At 60.6% G+C, this 18832-nt stretch carries 17 protein-coding genes; 13 read left to right on the top strand and 4 right to left on the bottom strand.

The features are described 5' to 3' along the window. Positions 1 to 279 precede the first annotated feature (279 nt). Entirely contained in the window at positions 280 to 1320 is a 1041-nt protein-coding gene (locus FQ187_RS14580; protein ID WP_033053959.1) for a low specificity L-threonine aldolase, read from the bottom strand. A 133-nt stretch (positions 1321 to 1453) separates the two neighbouring features. Here FQ187_RS14580 and FQ187_RS14575 point away from each other — a divergent pair, with 133 nt between their 5' ends. The 8 genes from FQ187_RS14575 to fdhA all read left to right on the top strand — a co-directional run bounded on the left by FQ187_RS14575 (position 1454) and on the right by fdhA (position 11605). Next, a complete protein-coding gene (locus tag FQ187_RS14575) occupies positions 1454 to 2173 on the top strand; it encodes a TraX family protein (protein ID WP_149630019.1) in 720 nt (239 codons plus the stop codon). A gap of 283 nt (positions 2174 to 2456) precedes the next feature. Beyond that, positions 2457 to 3710: a serine hydroxymethyltransferase gene (glyA, locus tag FQ187_RS14570; protein WP_149630018.1), complete on the top strand. Its 1254-nt coding sequence runs from the start codon at positions 2457 to 2459 to the stop codon at positions 3708 to 3710. Positions 3711 to 3733: 23 nt separating this feature from the next. Then, entirely contained in the window at positions 3734 to 4984 is a 1251-nt protein-coding gene (locus tag FQ187_RS14565) for a sarcosine oxidase subunit beta (protein ID WP_007947735.1), read from the top strand. A gap of 14 nt (positions 4985 to 4998) precedes the next feature. Beyond that, the gene (locus FQ187_RS14560) at positions 4999 to 5328 is read left to right on the top strand and encodes a sarcosine oxidase subunit delta (RefSeq protein WP_008147095.1); all 330 of its coding nucleotides are present in this window, start codon (positions 4999 to 5001) and stop codon (positions 5326 to 5328) included. Next, positions 5325 to 8342 carry a sarcosine oxidase subunit alpha gene (locus FQ187_RS14555; RefSeq protein WP_149630017.1) on the top strand — a complete coding sequence of 1006 codons (3018 nt, stop codon included), beginning with the start codon at positions 5325 to 5327 and terminating at the stop codon, positions 8340 to 8342. Before FQ187_RS14560 ends, FQ187_RS14555 begins: the two co-directional genes overlap by 4 nt. A gap of 170 nt (positions 8343 to 8512) precedes the next feature. Beyond that, a complete protein-coding gene (locus tag FQ187_RS14550; protein ID WP_129440544.1) occupies positions 8513 to 9145 on the top strand; it encodes a sarcosine oxidase subunit gamma in 633 nt (210 codons plus the stop codon). A gap of 193 nt (positions 9146 to 9338) precedes the next feature. Continuing rightward, entirely contained in the window at positions 9339 to 10196 is an 858-nt protein-coding gene (purU, locus tag FQ187_RS14545; protein WP_149630016.1) for a formyltetrahydrofolate deformylase, read from the top strand. Positions 10197 to 10405: 209 nt separating this feature from the next. Then, a complete protein-coding gene (fdhA, locus tag FQ187_RS14540) occupies positions 10406 to 11605 on the top strand; it encodes a formaldehyde dehydrogenase, glutathione-independent (protein WP_007947729.1) in 1200 nt (399 codons plus the stop codon). A gap of 62 nt (positions 11606 to 11667) precedes the next feature. Here fdhA and FQ187_RS14535 read toward each other — a convergent pair whose 3' ends face one another. The 3 genes from FQ187_RS14535 to FQ187_RS14525 are packed head-to-tail and all read right to left on the bottom strand — an operon-like array spanning position 11668 to position 13616. Continuing rightward, on the bottom strand, positions 11668 to 12342 hold the full coding sequence (locus FQ187_RS14535) for an anti-sigma factor domain-containing protein (RefSeq protein WP_149630015.1): 675 nt from the start codon (positions 12340 to 12342) through the stop codon (positions 11668 to 11670). Continuing rightward, positions 12339 to 12974, bottom strand: a complete 636-nt coding sequence (locus FQ187_RS14530; RefSeq protein ID WP_149630014.1) for a sigma-70 family RNA polymerase sigma factor — start codon at positions 12972 to 12974, stop codon at positions 12339 to 12341. Before FQ187_RS14530 ends, FQ187_RS14535 begins: the two co-directional genes overlap by 4 nt. A 51-nt stretch (positions 12975 to 13025) precedes the next feature. Next, entirely contained in the window at positions 13026 to 13616 is a 591-nt protein-coding gene (locus FQ187_RS14525) for a fasciclin domain-containing protein (protein WP_129440552.1), read from the bottom strand. Positions 13617 to 13831: 215 nt separating this feature from the next. Here FQ187_RS14525 and FQ187_RS14520 point away from each other — a divergent pair, with 215 nt between their 5' ends. From FQ187_RS14520 to creD, 5 genes are all read left to right on the top strand, one after another. Further along, positions 13832 to 14377 carry a DUF2780 domain-containing protein gene (locus FQ187_RS14520; protein WP_149630013.1) on the top strand — a complete coding sequence of 182 codons (546 nt, stop codon included), beginning with the start codon at positions 13832 to 13834 and terminating at the stop codon, positions 14375 to 14377. Between the two features lie 181 nt (positions 14378 to 14558). Further along, the gene (locus FQ187_RS14515) at positions 14559 to 15065 is read left to right on the top strand and encodes an ATP-dependent zinc protease (protein WP_149630012.1); all 507 of its coding nucleotides are present in this window, start codon (positions 14559 to 14561) and stop codon (positions 15063 to 15065) included. 74 nt (positions 15066 to 15139) lie between these two features. After that, positions 15140 to 15820 carry a two-component system response regulator CreB gene (creB, locus tag FQ187_RS14510; RefSeq protein ID WP_149630011.1) on the top strand — a complete coding sequence of 227 codons (681 nt, stop codon included), beginning with the start codon at positions 15140 to 15142 and terminating at the stop codon, positions 15818 to 15820. Then, on the top strand, positions 15820 to 17238 hold the full coding sequence (gene creC / locus FQ187_RS14505) for a two-component system sensor histidine kinase CreC (protein WP_149630010.1): 1419 nt from the start codon (positions 15820 to 15822) through the stop codon (positions 17236 to 17238). The genes creB and creC overlap by 1 nt, the downstream gene beginning before the upstream one ends. 88 nt (positions 17239 to 17326) lie before the next feature. Then, positions 17327 to 18697 (top strand): cell envelope integrity protein CreD, encoded by a 1371-nt coding sequence (creD, locus tag FQ187_RS14500; RefSeq protein ID WP_149630009.1) that lies wholly within the window; start codon positions 17327 to 17329, stop codon positions 18695 to 18697. Positions 18698 to 18832 lie beyond the last annotated feature (135 nt).

Here is an 18832-nt window from a genome sequence, read left to right as displayed (position 1 = left end):
GAGCTCTTCCAATTTTGGCCAGAAGCCGAAGACGGCTTCTTCGAATAGGCCTGATACATAGATGCAACGGGGCGGCGGTTTTTCAAAAGCGGGTAGACAGTGGGGGCGAGTCCATACATAGCAGCTGGCGAAGCCTGCGTTCGGCGGCGCAGCCGTCGTGAGATCAGGCGAAGCGGTGTGTCATGCACACCGCGCTGTATGGTTTTACGGCGGCTGCGCCGCCGAACGCAGGCTTCGCCAGCTGCTACAAGGGTTTGTTGCGGCAGATTGGCGGGGGGATTAGCGGGACATGACTTCGCGAATATCCGCTGCCAATTCCCGTACGCGTTCTTCTTCGGTGTCCCACGAGCACATAAAGCGTGCGCCGCCGTTGCCGATGAAGGTGTAGAAGCGCCAGCCCTTGGCCGTCAGTGCGGCGATGGCCGGTTCCGAGAGTTGCAGGAACACGCCGTTGGCCTGCACCGGGAACATCAGTTCCACGCCTGGGATGTCGCTCACCAGCTCAGCCAACAGCTGCGCGCAGTGGTTGGCGTGGCGGGCGTATTTGAGCCAGGCGTCGTTTTCCAGAATCCCGACCCACGGCGCCGACAGGAAACGCATTTTCGAGGCCAGTTGCCCGGCCTGTTTGCAACGGTAATCGAAGTCTTCGGCCAGTTTGTGGTTGAAGAACAGAATCGCTTCCCCCACCGCCATCCCGTTTTTTGTGCCACCGAAGCACAACACATCGACGCCGGCCTTCCAGGTCAGGTCTGCCGGCGTGCAGCCGAGGAACGCACAGGCATTGGAGAAGCGCGCGCCGTCCATGTGCAGGTTCAGGCCCAGCTCTTTGCACGTGGCGCTGATGGCGCGGATTTCTTCCGGGGTGTAGACGCTGCCGACTTCGGTGGCTTGGGTCAGGGTGACTACGCGCGGTTTCGGGTAGTGGATGTCCTGGCGCTTGAGCGCGATTTCGCGGATCGACTCCGGGGTCAGCTTGCCGTTTTCAGTGCGGGCGATGAGCAGCTTGGAACCGTTGGAAAAGAATTCCGGTGCGCCGCATTCGTCGGTTTCGACGTGGGCGGTTTCCGAGCAGATCACGCTGTGGTAACTCTGGCACAGCGACGACAGAGCCAGGGAGTTGGCGGCGGTGCCGTTGAAGGCGAAGAACACTTCGCAGTCGGTTTCGAACAGTTTGCGGAAATCATCGGACGCGCGTGCGGTCCATTCGTCGTCGCCATAGGCGCGTTGGTGGCCGTGGTTGGCCTGTTCCATGGCAGCCCAGGCTTCAGGGCAGATACCGGAATAGTTGTCGCTGGCGAATTGTTGGCTCTTATCGGTCATGGCCCTGCTTTCCGTGGTCGAGACGCTTATGGTGAAGCGACCCGTGGTCAATGATGGTGCGCACTTTACCGAAGATCATCCGGTGAGCACACGCGATGTGTCTGACAGAAAAATACAAAAACGACGGGCAATTATGCACATGACGCAAAGGGATGGGGCACTGGATCTGCTCAAGTGGCTGGCGCTGTTGAGCATGGTGCTCGATCACCTGCGATATGTCGGTTATTCCGTCGATTTGCTGTATGTGCCGGGGCGACTGGCGTTCCCCTGGTTCTGTCTGGCGATGGCCGCAAACCTGGCACGGGCCCGCGCGGTGACGACCGACGGCCGGTGGCGTTATCTGGGCTGGTTGCTGCTGTTTAGCGCCATCAGCGAAATCCCCTACCGGATCTACATGCCTGATCCCGACACCTTGAACGTGCTGCCCACGTTGGTGCTGGGATTGCTGGTGGCCCGTGGCTGGCAGGATCGAACCCTGCAAACGCGACTGTTGGCGGCAGGCGCCTTGCTGCTGGCGGCGCTGTTCCCGGAGCGCCTGATGTTCGGCTTCTTCGGTGTACTGTTGCCGCTGGCGATGTTGCTGGTGATCGGGCGGCCTTGGTATTTCAGCCTGTTGCCGGGGCTGGTCTGTCTGGCAGCCAATCAGTGGACAGTGCTGTATTCCTCCGCGCGGTTTCACAATGTTGAAGCCATCCTCGGCATCGCCGCTTGTCTGATCGCGCCATTGGCTGGCGTGCTTTTGTTGCGACATGCCGGCCGATTGAAACCGCCCCTACCGATGCGTCGCTGGGCGTATGCCTTGTATCCGCTGCATTTTCTGCTTCTGTTGCTCGTCCGCGGAATCGCCGCATAACCCTGTGGGAGCGGGCTTGCTCGCGAATGCGGTTTGTCATCCACCACTTATGTTGACTGACCTGACGCATTCGCGAGCAAGCCCGCTCCCACAAGGTTCTTTGCTGATTTGAGGAGTGTGCTCGGCATGCCATTTCCCGCCATGTCGTAAACGCACCTTTGCGTGGCGTCCATAGGCATTTGACCTGTCTGCGCCGGTCATACCATCGCATTCAAAGGGCACTGTCGAAACACCAGTGCCTTACCGAGACGAATGGCGCACCGCCGCCGCTGGGAGAGACGCGATGTTCAGCAAGCAAGACCAGATCAAGGGTTACGACGATGCACTGCTGGCGGCGATGAATGCCGAGGAGCAACGCCAGGAAGATCACATCGAGCTGATCGCGTCAGAGAACTACACCAGCAAACGCGTCATGGAAGCGCAAGGCAGTGGCCTGACCAACAAATACGCCGAAGGCTATCCGGGCAAGCGCTACTACGGTGGCTGCGAGCACGTCGATAAAGTTGAAGCGCTGGCCATCGAACGCGCCAAGCAACTGTTCGGTGCCGACTATGCCAACGTGCAGCCGCACTCCGGCAGCCAGGCCAACGCCGCGGTATTCCTTGCGCTGCTGCAGGCCGGCGACACCGTGCTGGGCATGAGCCTGGCTCACGGTGGTCACTTGACCCACGGCGCCAAAGTCAGCTTCTCCGGCAAGCTCTATAACGCTGTGCAGTACGGCATCGACACCGCCACCGGCCTGATCGATTACGACGAAGTCGAGCGCATGGCGGTCGAGCACAAGCCGAAAATGATCATCGCCGGGTTCTCCGCCTACTCGAAGACCCTGGACTTCCCGCGCTTCCGTCAGATCGCTGACAAAGTCGGCGCTTATCTGTTCGTCGACATGGCGCACGTGGCCGGTCTGGTCGCTGCCGACCTGTACCCGAACCCGCTGCCGTACGCCGACGTGGTCACCACCACCACCCACAAAACCCTGCGCGGTCCACGTGGCGGCCTGATCCTGGCCAAGGCCAACGAAGAGCTGGAAAAGAAACTCAACGCTGCCGTGTTCCCCGGTGGTCAGGGCGGCCCGCTGATGCACGTGATCGCTGGTAAAGCGGTGTGCTTCAAGGAAGCGCTGGAGCCTGGTTTCAAGGCCTACCAGCAACAAGTGATCGACAACGCCCAGGCCATGGCCGGCGTATTTATCAAACGCGGCTACGATGTAGTGTCCGGCGGCACCGATAACCACCTGTTCCTGGTCAGCCTGATCCGTCAGGGCCTCACCGGCAAAGAGGCGGATGCAGCACTCGGTCGCGCCCACATCACCGTGAACAAGAACGCTGTCCCGAACGATCCACAGTCGCCGTTCGTGACCTCCGGCCTGCGCATCGGCACCCCGGCGGTGACCACTCGCGGCTTCAAGGTTACCCAGTGCGTCACGCTGGCCGGCTGGATCTGCGACATTCTCGACAACCTCGGCGACGCCGATGTCGAGGCCAATGTTGCGCAGCAAGTGGCAGCCCTGTGCGCGGACTTCCCGGTTTATCGCTGAGCGCGGTTTTGGAGTAAATGACTATGCAACGCTACTCGGGCTTCGGCCTCTTCAAACACTCCCTCAGCCATCACGAAAACTGGCAGAAAATGTGGCGCACGCCGACCCCTAAAAAGGTCTATGACGTGGTCATCGTCGGCGGTGGCGGGCATGGTCTCGCCACGGCTTACTACCTGGCGAAGGAACACGGCATCACCAACGTGGCCGTGGTCGAGAAAGGCTGGCTGGGCGGCGGTAACACCGCGCGCAACACCACCATCGTTCGCTCCAACTACCTGTGGGACGAGTCGGCGCACCTGTACGAACACGCGATGAAATTGTGGGAAGGCCTGTCCCAGGATCTGAACTACAACGTGATGTTCTCCCAGCGCGGCGTTTACAACCTGTGCCACACCCTGCAAGACATTCGTGATTCCGAGCGTCGGGTCAGCGCCAACCGCCTCAACGGCGTGGACGGCGAACTGCTCGATGCCAAACAAGTGGCCGACGAGATTCCGTACCTCGACTGCTCCAAGAACACTCGCTACCCGGTGATGGGCGCTACCGTCCAGCGCCGCGGCGGCGTGGCCCGTCACGATGCCGTGGCGTGGGGCTTTGCCCGTGCCGCCGACGCACTGGGCGTGGACCTGATTCAACAGACCGAAGTGATCGGTTTCCGCAAGGAAAACGGCGTGTGCATCGGCGTTGAAACCAACAAAGGCTTCATCGGCGCCAAACGCGTCGGTGTAGTGACCGCCGGTAACTCCGGGCACATGGCCAAACTCGCCGGTTTCCGTTTGCCGATCGAATCCCACCCGCTGCAAGCGCTGGTGTCCGAGCCGATCAAGCCGATTATCGACAGCGTGATCATGTCCAACGCCGTACACGGTTACATCAGCCAGTCCGACAAGGGCGACCTGGTGATCGGCGCCGGTATCGACGGCTACAACGGATACGGCCAGCGTGGTTCGTACCCGGTGATCGAGCACACCATCCAGGCCATCGTCGAGATGTTCCCGGTGTTGTCTCGCGTGCGCATGAACCGTCAGTGGGGCGGCATCGTCGACACCACGCCGGATGCGTGCCCGATCATCTCGAAAACACCGGTGCCGAACATGTTCTTCAACTGCGGTTGGGGCACCGGTGGCTTCAAGGCAACACCTGGCTCGGGCAACGTGTTTGCCGCGAGTCTGGCCAAGGGTGAAATGCACCCATTGGCTGCACCTTTCTCCATCGACCGTTTCCACAACGGTGCGTTGATCGATGAACACGGCGCTGCTGCGGTTGCCCACTAACAGGAGAAATCCCCATGTTGCATATCTTCTGTCCTCACTGCGGCGAACTGCGCTCCGAAGAGGAATTCCACGCATCCGGCCAGGCGCACATCCCGCGCCCTCTGGATCCGACCAATTGCACCGACGAGGAGTGGGGCGACTACATGTTCTTCCGCGATAACCCTCGCGGTCTGCACCACGAGCTGTGGGATCACGTCGCCGGTTGCCGTCAGTACTTCAACGCCACCCGTGACACCGTGACCTACGAGATTCTCGAAACCTACAAGATCGGCACCAAGCCACAATTCACCGACAAGACCGATAGCCCGAAAGCGGCCGCCACGGCTCTGGGAGAGAAGGTATGAGCCAGATCAATCGCCTGTCCAACGGCGGACGGATCGACCGCAACAAAGTGCTGAGCTTCACCTTCAACGGCCAGAGCTACAAAGGCTTTGAAGGTGATTCCCTGGCCGCAGCCTTGTTGGCCAACGGTGTCGACATCATCGGTCGCAGCTTCAAATACTCCCGTCCGCGCGGCATCTTCGCCGCCGGTGCCGAAGAGCCGAACGCCGTGCTGCAGATCGGCGCGACCGAAGCCACGCAGATCCCGAACGTACGCGCCACGCAACAAGCGCTGTATCAAGGTTTGGTCGCCACCAGCACCAACGGCTGGCCGAGCGTGAACAACGACATGATGGGGATTCTCGGCAAGGTCGGCGGCAAGCTGATGCCGCCGGGCTTCTACTACAAAACCTTCATGTACCCGCAATCGTTCTGGATGACTTACGAGAAGTACATTCGTAAGGCTGCCGGCCTTGGCCGCTCGCCGACCGAGAACGATCCGGACACCTACGACTACATGAACCAGCACTGCGACGTGCTGATCGTCGGCGGTGGCCCTGCTGGCCTGGCCGCTGCACTGGCGGCTGCCCGCAGCGGTGCCCGTGTGATCCTCGCCGATGAACAGGAAGAGTTCGGCGGCAGCCTGCTCGACTCCCGCGAAAGCCTCGACGGCAAGCCTGCTGCCGAATGGATCGCCAGCGTCATTGCCGAACTGAAAGACACCCCGGACGTGCTGCTGTTGCCGCGCGCCACGGTCAACGGCTACCACGACCATAACTTCCTGACCATTCACGAGCGCCTGACCGATCACCTCGGCGACCGCGCCCCGATTGGCCAGGTCCGTCAGCGCATCCACCGGGTTCGCGCCAAGCGTGTAGTGCTGGCGACCGGCGCTCACGAGCGTCCACTGGTTTACGGCAACAACGACGTGCCGGGCAACATGCTCGCCGGCGCTGTGTCCACTTACGTTCGTCGTTACGGCGTGGCACCGGGCAAAAAACTGGTGCTGTCGACCAACAACGATCACGCCTACCGCGTTGCCCTGGACTGGCTCGACGCCAGCCTGCAAGTCGTGGCCATCGCCGATGCCCGCAGCAATCCGCGCGGTGCGCTGGTTGAAGAAGCGCGCGCCAAAGGCATTCGCATCCTGACCGGCAGCGCCGTGATCGAGACACGTGGCAGCAAGCACGTGACCGCCGCTCGCGTTGCAGCGATCGATGTCAAAGCGCACACCGTGACCAGTCCTGGTGAGTGGCTCGAATGCGACCTGATTGCCAGCTCCGGCGGTTACAGCCCGGTGGTTCACCTGGCGTCGCACTTGGGTGGCAAGCCGATCTGGCGTGAAGATATCCTCGGTTTCGTACCGGGTGAAGCACCGCAGAAACGCGTGTGCGTCGGTGGCATCAACGGCGTCTATGGTCTCGGTGATTCCCTGGCCGATGGTTTTGAAGGCGGCGCTCGCGCAGCCAGCGAAGCCGGTTTCAGTGTGGTCGAAGGCACCTTGCCGAAAGCCCTGAGCCGTCTGGAAGAGCCAACACTGGCGCTGTTCCAGGTGCCGCATGAAAAGAACACCGCACGTGCACCGAAGCAATTCGTCGACCTGCAGAACGACGTCACCGCTGCCGCCATCGAACTGGCGACCCGCGAAGGCTTCGAGTCGGTTGAACACGTCAAACGCTATACCGCACTGGGCTTTGGTACTGACCAGGGCAAGCTCGGCAACGTCAACGGTCTGGCCATCGCCGCCCGTTCGCTGAACGTGACCATCCCGCAGATGGGCACCACCATGTTCCGCCCGAACTACACGCCGGTCACCTTTGGTGCTGTAGCCGGTCGTCACTGTGGGCACATCTTCGAGCCGGTGCGTTTCACCGCGCTGCATCACTGGCACGTGAAGAACGGCGCCGAGTTCGAAGACGTCGGTCAGTGGAAGCGTCCGTGGTACTTCCCGAAAAACGGTGAAGACCTGCATACCGCCGTGAAGCGCGAATGCAAAGCCGTGCGCGACAGCGTCGGCCTGCTGGACGCTTCGACCCTGGGCAAGATCGACATCCAGGGCCCGGATTCGCGTGAGTTCCTCAACCGCATCTACACCAACGCCTGGACCAAGCTCGACGTGGGCAAGGCCCGCTACGGCCTGATGTGCAAAGAAGACGGCATGGTGTTCGACGACGGCGTAACCGCCTGTCTCGCCGACAACCACTTCGTGATGACCACCACCACCGGCGGCGCTGCACGCGTGCTGCAATGGCTGGAAATCTACCACCAGACCGAATGGCCAGACCTGAAGGTGTACTTCACGTCCGTGACGGATCACTGGGCAACCATGACTCTGTCCGGGCCGAACAGCCGCAAGCTGCTCAGCGAAGTCACCGACATCGACCTGAGCAACGAAGCCTTCCCGTTCATGACCTGGAAAGAAGGTCTGGTCGGCGGCGTACCAGCGCGGGTGTTCCGGATTTCGTTTACCGGTGAACTGTCGTACGAAGTCAACGTTCAGGCCGACTATGCGATGGGCGTTCTGGAAAAAATCGTCGAGGCCGGCAAGAAATACAACCTGACCCCGTACGGCACTGAAACCATGCACGTTCTGCGGGCCGAGAAGGGCTTCATCATCGTCGGTCAGGACACCGACAGCTCGATGACTCCGGACGACCTGAACATGGGCTGGTGCGTCGGTCGCACTAAACCTTTCTCATGGATCGGCCAGCGTGGCATGAACCGGGAAGACTGCGTGCGTGATCAACGCAAACAGTTGGTCGGCCTGAAGCCGATCGATCCGACCAAATGGCTGCCGGAAGGTGCGCAACTGGTGTTCAACACCAAGCAAGCGATCCCGATGACCATGGTTGGTCACGTGACCTCCAGCTACTTGCACAACTCCCTCGGCTATTCGTTTGCCATGGGTGTGGTGAAGGGCGGCTTGAAGCGTATGGGTGAGCGCGTGTTCGCACCGCTGGCCGATGGCAGCGTGATCGAAGCGGAAATCGTTTCTTCGGTGTTCTTCGATCCAAAGGGTGATCGCCAGAACGTTTAATGGCCTCGGGTCCTGTGGGCGGGCAGTTGCACCGAGTCGTCTGAGCGATTCGCGAGCAAGCCCGCTCCCACAGGGGAACGCGGTCAAATGTGGGAGCGGGCTTGCTCGCGAAAGCGTCAGCCTGGTCACCACAAGGGCCGGAACCAACAGAATTCAGGAACAGGTGCTTTATGACCGCAGCCAATGTTTACCAACAACGCCCAACCACTGGGGCCAAGGCCGAGTCGTCGTTGCATCACGCAGGCCTGCCAAGCCTGGTGGGCAAGGGTCGCAAAAGCGCCGGCGTGATCGTGCGTGAGAAAAAACTCCTCGGCCACCTGACCATTCGTGGCGATGGCCATGATGCTGCGTTCGCTGCCGGTGTGCACAAAGCCCTCGGTATCGAATTGCCGGGCGCGCTGACCGTCGTCGTCAAAGGCGAAACCAGCCTGCAATGGATGGGGCCGGATGAATGGCTGCTGATCGTGCCGACCGGTGAAGAATTCGCCGCCGAGAAAAAACTGCGTGAAGCGCTGGGCGACCTGCACATCGCGATCACCAACGTCAGCGGCGGCCAGCAGCTCCTCGAACTGAGCGGCCCAAACGTGCGCCAGGTGCTGATGAAGTCCACCAGCTACGACGTGCACCCCAACAGCTTCCCGGTCGGCAAGGCTGTGGGCACCGTGTTTGCCAAGTCGCAACTGGTCATCCGCCACACCGCCGAAGACACCTGGGAACTGCTGATTCGCCGCAGCTTCTCGGATTACTGGTGGTTGTGGTTGCAGGATGCGGCCGCCGAATACGGGCTTAGCGTTCAGGCTTGATGAACCACTGAGGTCCCTGTAGCAGCTGCCGAAGGCTGCGTTCGGCGACGAAGTCGTCGTGAAACCTGCGGCAGCGTTCTTTCAGATTGATCAGGGATTCAGGGTGGACGACGGCTTCGCCGCCGAACGCAGCCTTCGGCAGCTGCTACACAAAGCGGCGTTGCTGCTACTTTCGAACAGGAGTCACCGCACTATGAGCCGCGCCCCAGACACATGGATTCTGACCGCCGACTGCCCAAGCGTTCTCGGCACCGTGGACGCGGTGACCCGCTTTCTGTTCGAGCAGGGCTGCTACGTCACCGAACACCATTCCTTCGATGATCGGCTCTCGGGCCGTTTCTTCATTCGCGTGGAATTCCGCCAGCCCGACGGCTTCGACGAGCAAGCCTTCCGCGCCGGCCTCGAAGAACGCGGCCAAGCCTTCGGCATGATCTTCGAAATCACGGCGCCGAACTACCGCCCGAAAGTGGTGATCATGGTTTCCAAGGCCGATCACTGCCTCAACGATTTGCTCTACCGCCAGCGCATCGGCCAATTGTCGATGGACGTGGCCGCCGTGGTCTCCAACCACCCGGACCTCAAGCCGTTGGCGGACTGGCACCAGATTCCGTATTACCACTTCCCGCTGGACCCGAACGACAAACCGTCCCAGGAGCGTCAGGTCTGGCAGGTGATCGAAGAGTCCGGTGCCGAACTGGTGATCCTTGCCCGCTACATGCAAGTCCTGTCGCCCGAGCTGTGCCGCAAACTCGACGGCAAGGCGATCAACATCCATCACTCCCTGCTGCCGGGTTTCAAGGGCGCCAAGCCCTATCACCAGGCCTACAACAAGGGCGTGAAACTGGTCGGCGCCACGGCGCATTACATCAACAACGACCTGGACGAAGGCCCGATCATCGCCCAGGGCGTAGAGGCAGTGGACCACAGTCACTACCCCGAAGACCTGATCGCCAAGGGGCGGGATATCGAAGGGCTGACCCTGGCGCGGGCCGTTGGTTATCACATTGAACGACGGGTGTTTTTGAACGCGAACAGAACCGTTGTTCTTTAGATCGCCTTCGCGAGCAAGCCCGCTCCCACAGGGGGTTGCGCTTGGTCACAGATCTCAGTCACACCAAAGATCAACTGTGGGAGCGGGCTTGCTCGCGAAGAGGCCCTGACAAACAACGCAAAGACACACAGGCAATAACCCGAGCAATCAACGCGCCGTCGCTCCATGGCGACGCGACCGCTACATAAAAACAACAGCGAGGTGAAAGCATGTCTGGCAATCGTGGTGTGGTGTATCTCGGCAATGGCAAAGTCGAAATACAGAAAATCGACTATCCCAAAATGCAGGACCCGCGCGGCAGGAAGATTAACCACGCTGTCATCCTGCGTGTGGTTTCCACCAACATCTGTGGTTCCGACCAGCACATGGTGCGTGGCCGTACTACCGCTCAAACCGGCCTGGTACTGGGCCACGAGATCACCGGTGAAGTGATCGAGAAGGGCAGCGACGTCGAAAACCTGCAAATCGGCGATCTGGTGTCCGTACCGTTCAACGTCGCTTGCGGGCGCTGCCGTTCCTGCAAGGAGATGCACACCGGTGTCTGCCTGAGCGTTAACCCGGCGCGTCCGGGCGGTGCTTACGGTTACGTCGATATGGGCGATTGGACCGGCGGTCAGGCTGAATACGCGATGGTGCCGTATGCCGACTTCAACCTGCTGAAACTGCCGGATCGCGATCGCGCGATGGAAAAAATTCGCGACCTGACCTGCCTCTCCGACATCCTGCCGACCGGTTATCACGGCGCAGTGACGGCCGGGGTTGGCCCAGGCAGCACGGTGTACATCGCCGGTGCCGGTCCTGTCGGTCTGGCCGCTGCCGCTTCTGCTCGCCTGTTGGGCGCGGCCGTGGTGATCATCGGTGACGTCAACACCGTCCGCCTGGCACACGCCAAGGCTCAGGGTTTCGAAATCGCCGACCTGTCGCTGGACACCCCGCTGCACGAACAAATCGCTGCACTGCTGGGCGAGCCAGAAGTGGATTGCGCCGTCGACGCCGTGGGCTTCGAAGCGCGTGGTCACGGCCATGATGGCGTGAAACACGAGGCTCCGGCCACCGTGCTCAACTCGCTGATGGGCGTGGTTCGGGTTGCTGGCAAAATCGGTATCCCAGGCCTGTACGTAACTGAAGATCCAGGTGCAGTCGACGCAGCCGCGAAGATGGGCAGCCTGAGCATTCGCTTCGGTCTGGGCTGGGCCAAATCCCACAGCTTCCACACCGGCCAGACGCCAGTGATGAAGTACAACCGCCAGCTGATGCAGGCGATCATGTGGGACCGCATTCACATTGCCGACATCGTTGGCGTGGAAGTCATCAGCCTGGATGACGCGCCACGTGGTTATGGCGAGTTCGATGCGGGCGTGCCGAAGAAGTTTGTGATCGATCCGCACAAACTGTTCAGCGCAGCGTAAGGCTTCACGCAAAACAAAACGGCGACCTTCGGGTCGCCGTTTTTTATGGCTGGGAACGATCGTTAAAGGGCAGCCAACGCCCCTTGATACAACACCGGCCCAGTCGGTTGCCCCGTCGGCGAACCGCCCTTCGGTTCAAGACTGACCGCCAGCGCAATCGGCTTGCCGATCAACGTCTTCTGCGCATCACTCAGCTCTACGCGACCCTTGCCGTCAGCCGGAATCACCCCAAGTGAAATCGGCTTGCCATCCGCCGGAATCGCCCACAACTCCAGACTTCGCCCCGGATCCACCGCCGCCAAAGTCAGTGGCTCGACCTTCAAATAGTCCTCATGCGCCTCAACCTTCAGCGCAGGCTGCGCGTCGGCAGTCAGCAGCGTGGCGCTGTAACGCGCGCTGTCGCGGTTATAAATCACGCCCAACGTCACGGCGATCACCAGCGAGCAAACCGCAGCCGTCACTCGCAACCAGCTCCAGAACCGACGTTTTTCGGGCATGTGCAGTACTTGCGGCTCAATCCGCGCCTTAATTCCCTGCCACACTCGCTCCGGCACCGGCTGCTCGGGCAGGGCTTCGGTCAGGCTCGCGAGGCTTTCTTGCCAATCAGCCAATTCAGTACGAAGCGCCGCGTCTTCCAGCAACAACTGCTCGAAACGCCGACGAGCAGCAGAAGGCATCAAGCCAATGGCGTAATCGGCGGCGAGGGCGCGGCGCAAGGTCGGGGTTTGATAGTTCATGATTCAAGGCACCTGCGCAGTCGCTCCATACCGCGGCGGATCCAGGATTTCACCGAGCCCAACGGCGCGGCCAGGTGTTCGGCGAGCTCAGAGCAGGACAACCCCTGAAAGTAAGCCACGGTGATCGATTGACGCTGCATACCTTCAAGGTTTTCCAGGCAGCGGTTCAAGGCGCTGGCCTCACGGGCACTGCTTAGCTGTTCGTGGGCCGATGGGCTTTCATCCACCAGCGCCTGTTCTTCAAGGTCGGTTAATGGGCGGTCGCGGTGTTTGCGCAACTGATCGATGGCCTGATGACGGGTGATGTTGATCATCCAGGTCAGCGGCGCCGAAAGATGCGCCTCATAGCGCGAGGCGTTGTTCCAGATGCGCACGAAGCTTTCCTGCAGCACTTCTTCAGCCAGGTCCGGACGCCCCATGCAACGCAGCGCTACGCCATGCAGCCGTGGGCCGACGCTGCGGTAAAGCGTCTCGAAAGCGCGGCGGTCGCCCAGTGAACACTGGGCCAGAAGCTGCCTGAGCTGATCGGTGTCGGCGATGGGAATGGCAGTTCTCCTGGCAATCGAGGTGGGCCGCGTGAGGTGTCGGTTGCAGGCAGAGGTTAGTTCACGGAGCGCAGTTGTTCCATTCACGGGTGGCCACCTCGGAAAACCGACCCCGATGAATAGGGTCGGCGGCAGCCCTCAGCTTTTTGGCATCAGCACTTTGTCGATGACCTGAATCACGCCGTTGGACTGGTACACGTCATAGGTGGTGATGTCGGCGACGTCACCTTTTTCATCCTTGATCGTGATGTTGTGCGGGCCGTTCATCATCGCCCACAGCTTGCCCCCTGCGACGGTGGTCAATTCGGCTTTGCCGCCACCGGCCTTGATCTTCTCGGCCAGGGTCATCATGTCGAGTTTCCCGGCGACCACGTGGTAGGTGAGGACGTGAGTCAGGGTCGCCTTGTTGGCGGGTTTGAGCAGGGTATCAACAGTGCCGGCCGGCAGGGCGGCGAAGGCCGAGTTGACCGGGGCGAACACGGTGAACGGGCCTTTGCCCTTGAGGGTATCCACCAGGCCAGCGGCTTTCACGGCGGCGACGAGGGTGGTGTGGTCGGCGGAGTTCACCGCGTTATCGATGATGTCCTTGCTCGGCATCATGCTCTGGCCGCCGACGATGACCGCTTGACTCGTGTCTGCCGCTTGCACGGTGTTCAGGGCGAATCCGCCGCCAAGGGCCAGGGTCAGCAGGCTGGCAATCAACGGCGTTTTGATCGAAGTGCGTTTCATGGTGATGAGCCTCGTGAAGGGAATCGGCCAGGAGTGTCTGTCCGTGCTTGATATACGCGGGCGGGGCCAGACTGGATGCAGTGTCGGTGAATTCTTTTTCGACTGTTCGTCAGGGGCTTGCCTAGGCTGGGAACAATCCCCCGGGATGCCAGTCCAAAACACGATTTTTCGCCGCCCATTGCCGGGCGGTTTTCATGGCCCCTGAGGATGTCTGGATGAAGATTTCACGCGGTTTTGCACTGGCTTCGCTGATGTGTCTGGCGGCCAGTCCGGTCTTTGCTCAGTTCAGCCTGTTCGATGCGGCCAATGCCATCTCCGGCACGCAGGACGATGACGCCGCCGCGCCAACCGCGCAGACGGCCGATCTGCTGAGTGCGCTCAGCCAATTGAACGTGACGTCACAACAAGCCATTGGTGGTGCCGGGGCGATGCTCGGTCTGGCGAAGAATCAATTGAGTTCGACCGACTACTCGGAGTTGGCCAAAAGCGTGCCCGGAATCGACTTACTGTCCGGTGGCGGTGGACTGGGTGTCCTCAGCGGCTTGCTTGGCTCGTCCGGTACAGCGGCAGGTCTGGGCAACGTCCTGGGCAACGTGAAGAACGCCAACGACCTGAACAGTGCCTTCAGCGCATTGGGCATGGATACCAGCATGATCGGCCTGTTTGCCCCCGTGCTTCTGCAATTTTTCGGTCAGCAGGGCGTCGGCGGGTCGCTGCTGACAAACCTGGGCGGGATCTGGGGCGCAGGCACCGGTACCTGATTCAGCGGCGCTCGGCGCGCAACGCGTCGATGCGCTCAGGCGATAGGCCAAATCGGTGACGACGAATGTTTCACCTTTTAACCGCTAACCTCTCTACACCGATCGCCACGCAGAGCCTGGGAACGATCTACTCAACAACGGTCTAAAATCCCGCCGCCCACTCTTCAAGGAAGCCCATTACGTGAAATCCCTCCTTGCACTGCTTTCCCTCGTGGCCCTGCCGGTCCTGGCTGCTGAGCCGACCCTGTACGGGCGCTACGAATACATTGCGCTGCCGGAAATCGGTGGCGAAGTCCTCAAGGCCAAGATGGACACCGGTGCCCTGACCGCGTCGCTCTCGGCCAAAGACATCGAAACCTTTACCCGTGACGGCGACGAGTGGGTGCGTTTCCGCCTCGCCACTAAAGGCGCCAGTAACAAGGTCTACGAACACAAGGTCGCGCGGATAAGCAAGATCAAGACCCGCTCGGAAGAAGACGAGGATGACAAGGCAGCCGTCGCACCCACCAAACGTCCGGTGGTCGATCTGGAACTGTGCTTGGGCAACGTCAAGCGCACCGTGGAGGTCAACCTCACCGACCGCAGCAGCTTCAACTACCCTTTGTTGATCGGTGCCAAAGCCTTGCGTGAATTCGGCGCGGCAGTGAACCCGGCACGGCGCTTTACGGCGGACAAACCCGACTGCTGATTTCAAGGGGTCTCATTGACGTGACGTGAGCCTTGGGGCACCGTTCGCCCACTTAACTCCCGGGCTCGGACGCCATGCCTCATATCCTGATTGTCGAAGACGAAGCGGCGATTGCCGACACCCTGATTTTCGCCTTGCAGGGCGAGGGCTTCACCACCACCTGTCTGAGCCTTGGCGCGGCGGCACTGGAGCATCAGCGCCAGACTCCTGCCGACCTGATCATTCTCGACATTGGTCTGCCGGACATCAGCGGCTTCGAGACCTGCAAGCAATTGCGCCGTTTCAGCGAAGTGCCGGTGATCTTCCTCAGTGCCCGGGATGCCGAAATCGATCGCGTCGTGGGCCTGGAAATCGGTGCCGACGATTACGTGGTCAAGCCGTTCAGCCCTCGCGAGGTGGCGGCACGGGTCCGGGCGATTCTCAAACGCATGGCGCCGCGAGTGACCGCCGCGGTGTCATCGGCGCTGTTTCGCATCGACAGCGAACGGGTGCAGATCAACTACCGCGGTGAGCTTCTAACCCTGACCCGCCATGAATTCCGTCTGCTGCAATGCCTGCTGGACCAACCCGAACGCGTCTTCAGCCGCGAGCAGTTGCTCGATGCGCTGGGCGTCGCCGCCGATGCCGGTTACGAGCGCAGCATCGACAGCCACATCAAGAGCGTGCGCGCCAAATTGCGTCTGGTGAAGGCCGACGCGGAACCGATCCAGACCCATCGCGGCCTCGGTTACAGCTACAGCCCGGGGCGTAGCTGATGCCGCTGGGGATTCGGATTTTTCTGGTTTATGTGCTGTTTATCGGCCTGACCGGTTACTTCGTGCTGAACACCGTGATGGAAGAAATCCGTCCCGGCGTGCGCCAGTCCACCGAAGAAACCCTGGTCGACACCGCCAACCTGATGGCCGAAATCCTGCGTGACGACTTCAAGGCCGGCACCCTGAATCAGAACCGCTGGCCCGAACTGCTCAAGGCTTATGGCGAACGGCAACCGAAGGCGAACATCTGGGGCTTGCCGAAGAATCAGGTCAACCACCGGATCTACGTCACCGATGCCAAGGGCGTTGTGGTGCTGGACTCCAGCGGTGTGGCCGTGGGGCAGGATTACTCGCGCTGGAACGACGTTTTACTGACCCTGCGAGGCGAATACGGCGCTCGTTCCAGCCGCAGCGATCCGGACGATCCGAACTCCTCGGTGATGCACGTCGGCGCGCCGATCCGCGACAACGGCCAGATCATCGGCGTGGTTACCGTGGCCAAACCCAATAGCTCGTTGCAGCCTTACGTTGATCGCACCGAACGGCGATTGCTCGCCTGGGGTGCCGGGTTGATCGTCCTCGGTTTGCTATTCGGCGCGTTGTTGTCCTGGTGGTTGAGCGCGGCGCTGCGGCGGCTGACTGCTTACGCTCAGGCAGTCAGTGAAGGCCGACGGGTCGAGGTTCCGCACTACCGTGGCGGTGAGCTGGAGCAACTGGCGACGGCGGTGGAGCAGATGCGCACGCAACTTGAAGGCAAAGCCTATGTCGAGCGTTACGTGCACACCTTGACCCATGAACTGAAAAGCCCGCTGGCGGCGATTCGCGGCGCGGCGGAGTTGCTGCAAGGCGAGATGCCGCTGGCCCAGCAACAGCGTTTTGTCAGCAACATCGACAGCGAAAGTGCGCGGATGCAGCAGTTGATCGAGCGCCTGTTGAATCTGGCCCTTGTCGAGCAACGTCAAGGGCTGGAAGAGCGGGTGGCGGTGCCGCTGGCCAAGTTGGTAGATGAATTGCTGAGCGCTCAGGCGGCGCGCATCGAAAGCAAGCAGTTGCGCGTGGAACAAACCATTGCGGCGGATCTGGTGCTGACCGGTGAACCGTTCCTGTTGCGTCAGGCGCTGGGCAATCTGCTGGAGAACGCTTTGGATTTCACCCCGGCTCAGGGTCTGTTGCGATTCAGCGCAGAGCGCATTGGGGCGCAAATTGAGTTCAGGTTGTTCAACCAGGCTGAGGCCATTCCCGACTATGCGTTGCCGCGTTTGAGCGAGCGCTTCTATTCCCTGCCGCGACCGGACAGCGGGCGCAAGAGCACGGGGTTGGGGCTCAACTTCGTTGAAGAGGTGGTCAAGTTGCATGGTGGAGCGGTGAGCATCGGTAATGTCGACGGCGGCGTAGAGGTCATGTTGCACCTGCCTTAGCGTCAGTCTCCACACACTCTCCACATTCCTCCCATAAATTCCTCACACACCGATCCCAGACTCTCCCCATCCAAACAGGGAGAGTCCCATGAACCGCAGCCTGACCCTAAAACTCGGGGCAATTGCCCTTCTGATTCTGTTGTTGCTGATCCCGCTTCTGATGATTAACGGCGTGATCCAGGACCGCCAGCAACTGCGCGACGGTGTCCTCGAAGACATCGCCCGCAGTTCCAGCTACAGCCAGCAACTGAGCGGGCCGCTGATGGTGGTGCCGTATCGCAAAGTGGTGCGCACCTGGAAGCTCAACGAGAAAACCAACCAGCGTTACCAGGAAGTGGGTGAAGAACGCGGTCGTTTGTATTTCCTCCCGGAGCGCTTCGAACTCGACGGCCAGGTCCAGACGGAACTGCGTTCGCGGGGCATTTATGAGGCGCGTCTGTTTCATGCGGACAACCACATCAGCGGGCATTTTTCGATCCCGGCTCAATGGGGTATCAAGGAGGATTTCGCCGATTACCAGTTCGACCAACCGTTTCTGGCGGTCGGGATCAGCGACATTCGCGGCATCGAAAATGCACTGAAACTCGAGCTCAATGGTCTGAAACTCGACTTCATTCCCGGGAGCCAGGTGGGCTGGTTGGGAGAGGGCGTGCATGTCACCCTGCCGGCGCTCGACGCGAAGCAAGCCACGGAATTGGCCTTCGGTTTCGACCTGCGTCTGCAAGGCACTGGCCAGTTGCAGATTCTTCCGGTGGGCAAGACCAGCAAAGTATCGTTGGCCGCCAATTGGCCGCATCCGAGTTTCATCGGCAACTACCTGCCGGCTCAACGTGAAGTCAGCGATCAGGGTTTCACCGCCAATTGGCAGACCTCGTTTTTCTCCACCAATTTGCAAGAGGCCTTGAGCAGCTGCGTGTCCGGCGGCGGTTGCGAAGCCTATACCGGCCGCAGTTTCGGGGTGAGCTTCATCGATCCGGTGGATCAGTACCTGAAAACTGATCGGGCCATCAAATATGCATTGCTGTTTATCGTCCTGACCTTCGCCGGTTTCTTCCTCTTCGAAGTGCTGAAAAGCCTGGCGGTACACCCGGTGCAATACGCACTGGTGGGCGTGGCCCTGGCGTTTTTCTACCTGCTGTTGTTGTCACTGTCCGAGCACATCGGCTTTGCCCTGGCGTACCTGCTGTCGGCGGGCGGCTGTGTGTTGTTGATCGGTTTTTATGTCTGCCATGTGCTGCGCAGCGTGCGTCACGGCTTGAGTTTTTCGGCGGGATTGGCGGCGTTGTATGGCTTGCTCTATGGCTTGCTGAGTGCCGAGGATTACGCGTTGTTGATGGGTTCGCTGCTGTTGTTCGGATTGCTGGGCGTGTTCATGGTGCTGACCCGCAAGCTGGACTGGTATGGGATTGGGCAGAAGTCGGCCAAGCCGCTGGCGTTTGATATCGGAGCGGTGGAATGAGCCGGTGGTTGGGGTTGCGTGAGGATCAGCGAGAAGGGGAATTACTGGCGACGCTGATATTCGGGTTATTTCCAGTCGATTCGGTGTGGTGCATTCGTCGGAACGCCGCCCGGAGCAAGCCCGCTCCCACAAGGG

The sequence above is a fragment of the Pseudomonas sp. ANT_J28 genome (assembly GCF_008370005.1).
Classification (GTDB): Bacteria; Pseudomonadota; Gammaproteobacteria; order Pseudomonadales; family Pseudomonadaceae; genus Aquipseudomonas; species Aquipseudomonas frigoris.
The sequence above is the reverse complement of the archived record's forward strand: the minus strand, read 5'-3'. Positions and strand labels throughout refer to the sequence as shown.

Bases quoted from the DNA above. Each gene is read 5' to 3' on its own strand.
- glyA (WP_149630018.1), top strand. From the start codon at position 2,457: ATGTTCAGCAAGCAAGACCAGATCAAGGGTTACGACGATGCACTGCTG.
- FQ187_RS14555 (WP_149630017.1), top strand. From the start codon at position 5,325: ATGAGCCAGATCAATCGCCTGTCCAACGGCGGACGGATCGACCGCAAC.
- FQ187_RS14550 (WP_129440544.1), top strand. From the start codon at position 8,513: ATGACCGCAGCCAATGTTTACCAACAACGCCCAACCACTGGGGCCAAG.
- FQ187_RS14565 (WP_007947735.1), top strand. From the start codon at position 3,734: ATGCAACGCTACTCGGGCTTCGGCCTCTTCAAACACTCCCTCAGCCAT.
- creD (WP_149630009.1), top strand. From the start codon at position 17,327: ATGAACCGCAGCCTGACCCTAAAACTCGGGGCAATTGCCCTTCTGATT.
- purU (WP_149630016.1), top strand. From the start codon at position 9,339: ATGAGCCGCGCCCCAGACACATGGATTCTGACCGCCGACTGCCCAAGC.
- FQ187_RS14575 (WP_149630019.1), top strand. From the start codon at position 1,454: ATGCACATGACGCAAAGGGATGGGGCACTGGATCTGCTCAAGTGGCTG.
- FQ187_RS14560 (WP_008147095.1), top strand. From the start codon at position 4,999: ATGTTGCATATCTTCTGTCCTCACTGCGGCGAACTGCGCTCCGAAGAG.
- fdhA (WP_007947729.1), top strand. From the start codon at position 10,406: ATGTCTGGCAATCGTGGTGTGGTGTATCTCGGCAATGGCAAAGTCGAA.
- creB (WP_149630011.1), top strand. From the start codon at position 15,140: ATGCCTCATATCCTGATTGTCGAAGACGAAGCGGCGATTGCCGACACC.
- FQ187_RS14535 (WP_149630015.1), bottom strand. From the start codon at position 12,342: ATGAACTATCAAACCCCGACCTTGCGCCGCGCCCTCGCCGCCGATTAC.
- FQ187_RS14580 (WP_033053959.1), bottom strand. From the start codon at position 1,320: ATGACCGATAAGAGCCAACAATTCGCCAGCGACAACTATTCCGGTATC.
- FQ187_RS14520 (WP_149630013.1), top strand. From the start codon at position 13,832: ATGAAGATTTCACGCGGTTTTGCACTGGCTTCGCTGATGTGTCTGGCG.
- creC (WP_149630010.1), top strand. From the start codon at position 15,820: ATGCCGCTGGGGATTCGGATTTTTCTGGTTTATGTGCTGTTTATCGGC.
- FQ187_RS14525 (WP_129440552.1), bottom strand. From the start codon at position 13,616: ATGAAACGCACTTCGATCAAAACGCCGTTGATTGCCAGCCTGCTGACC.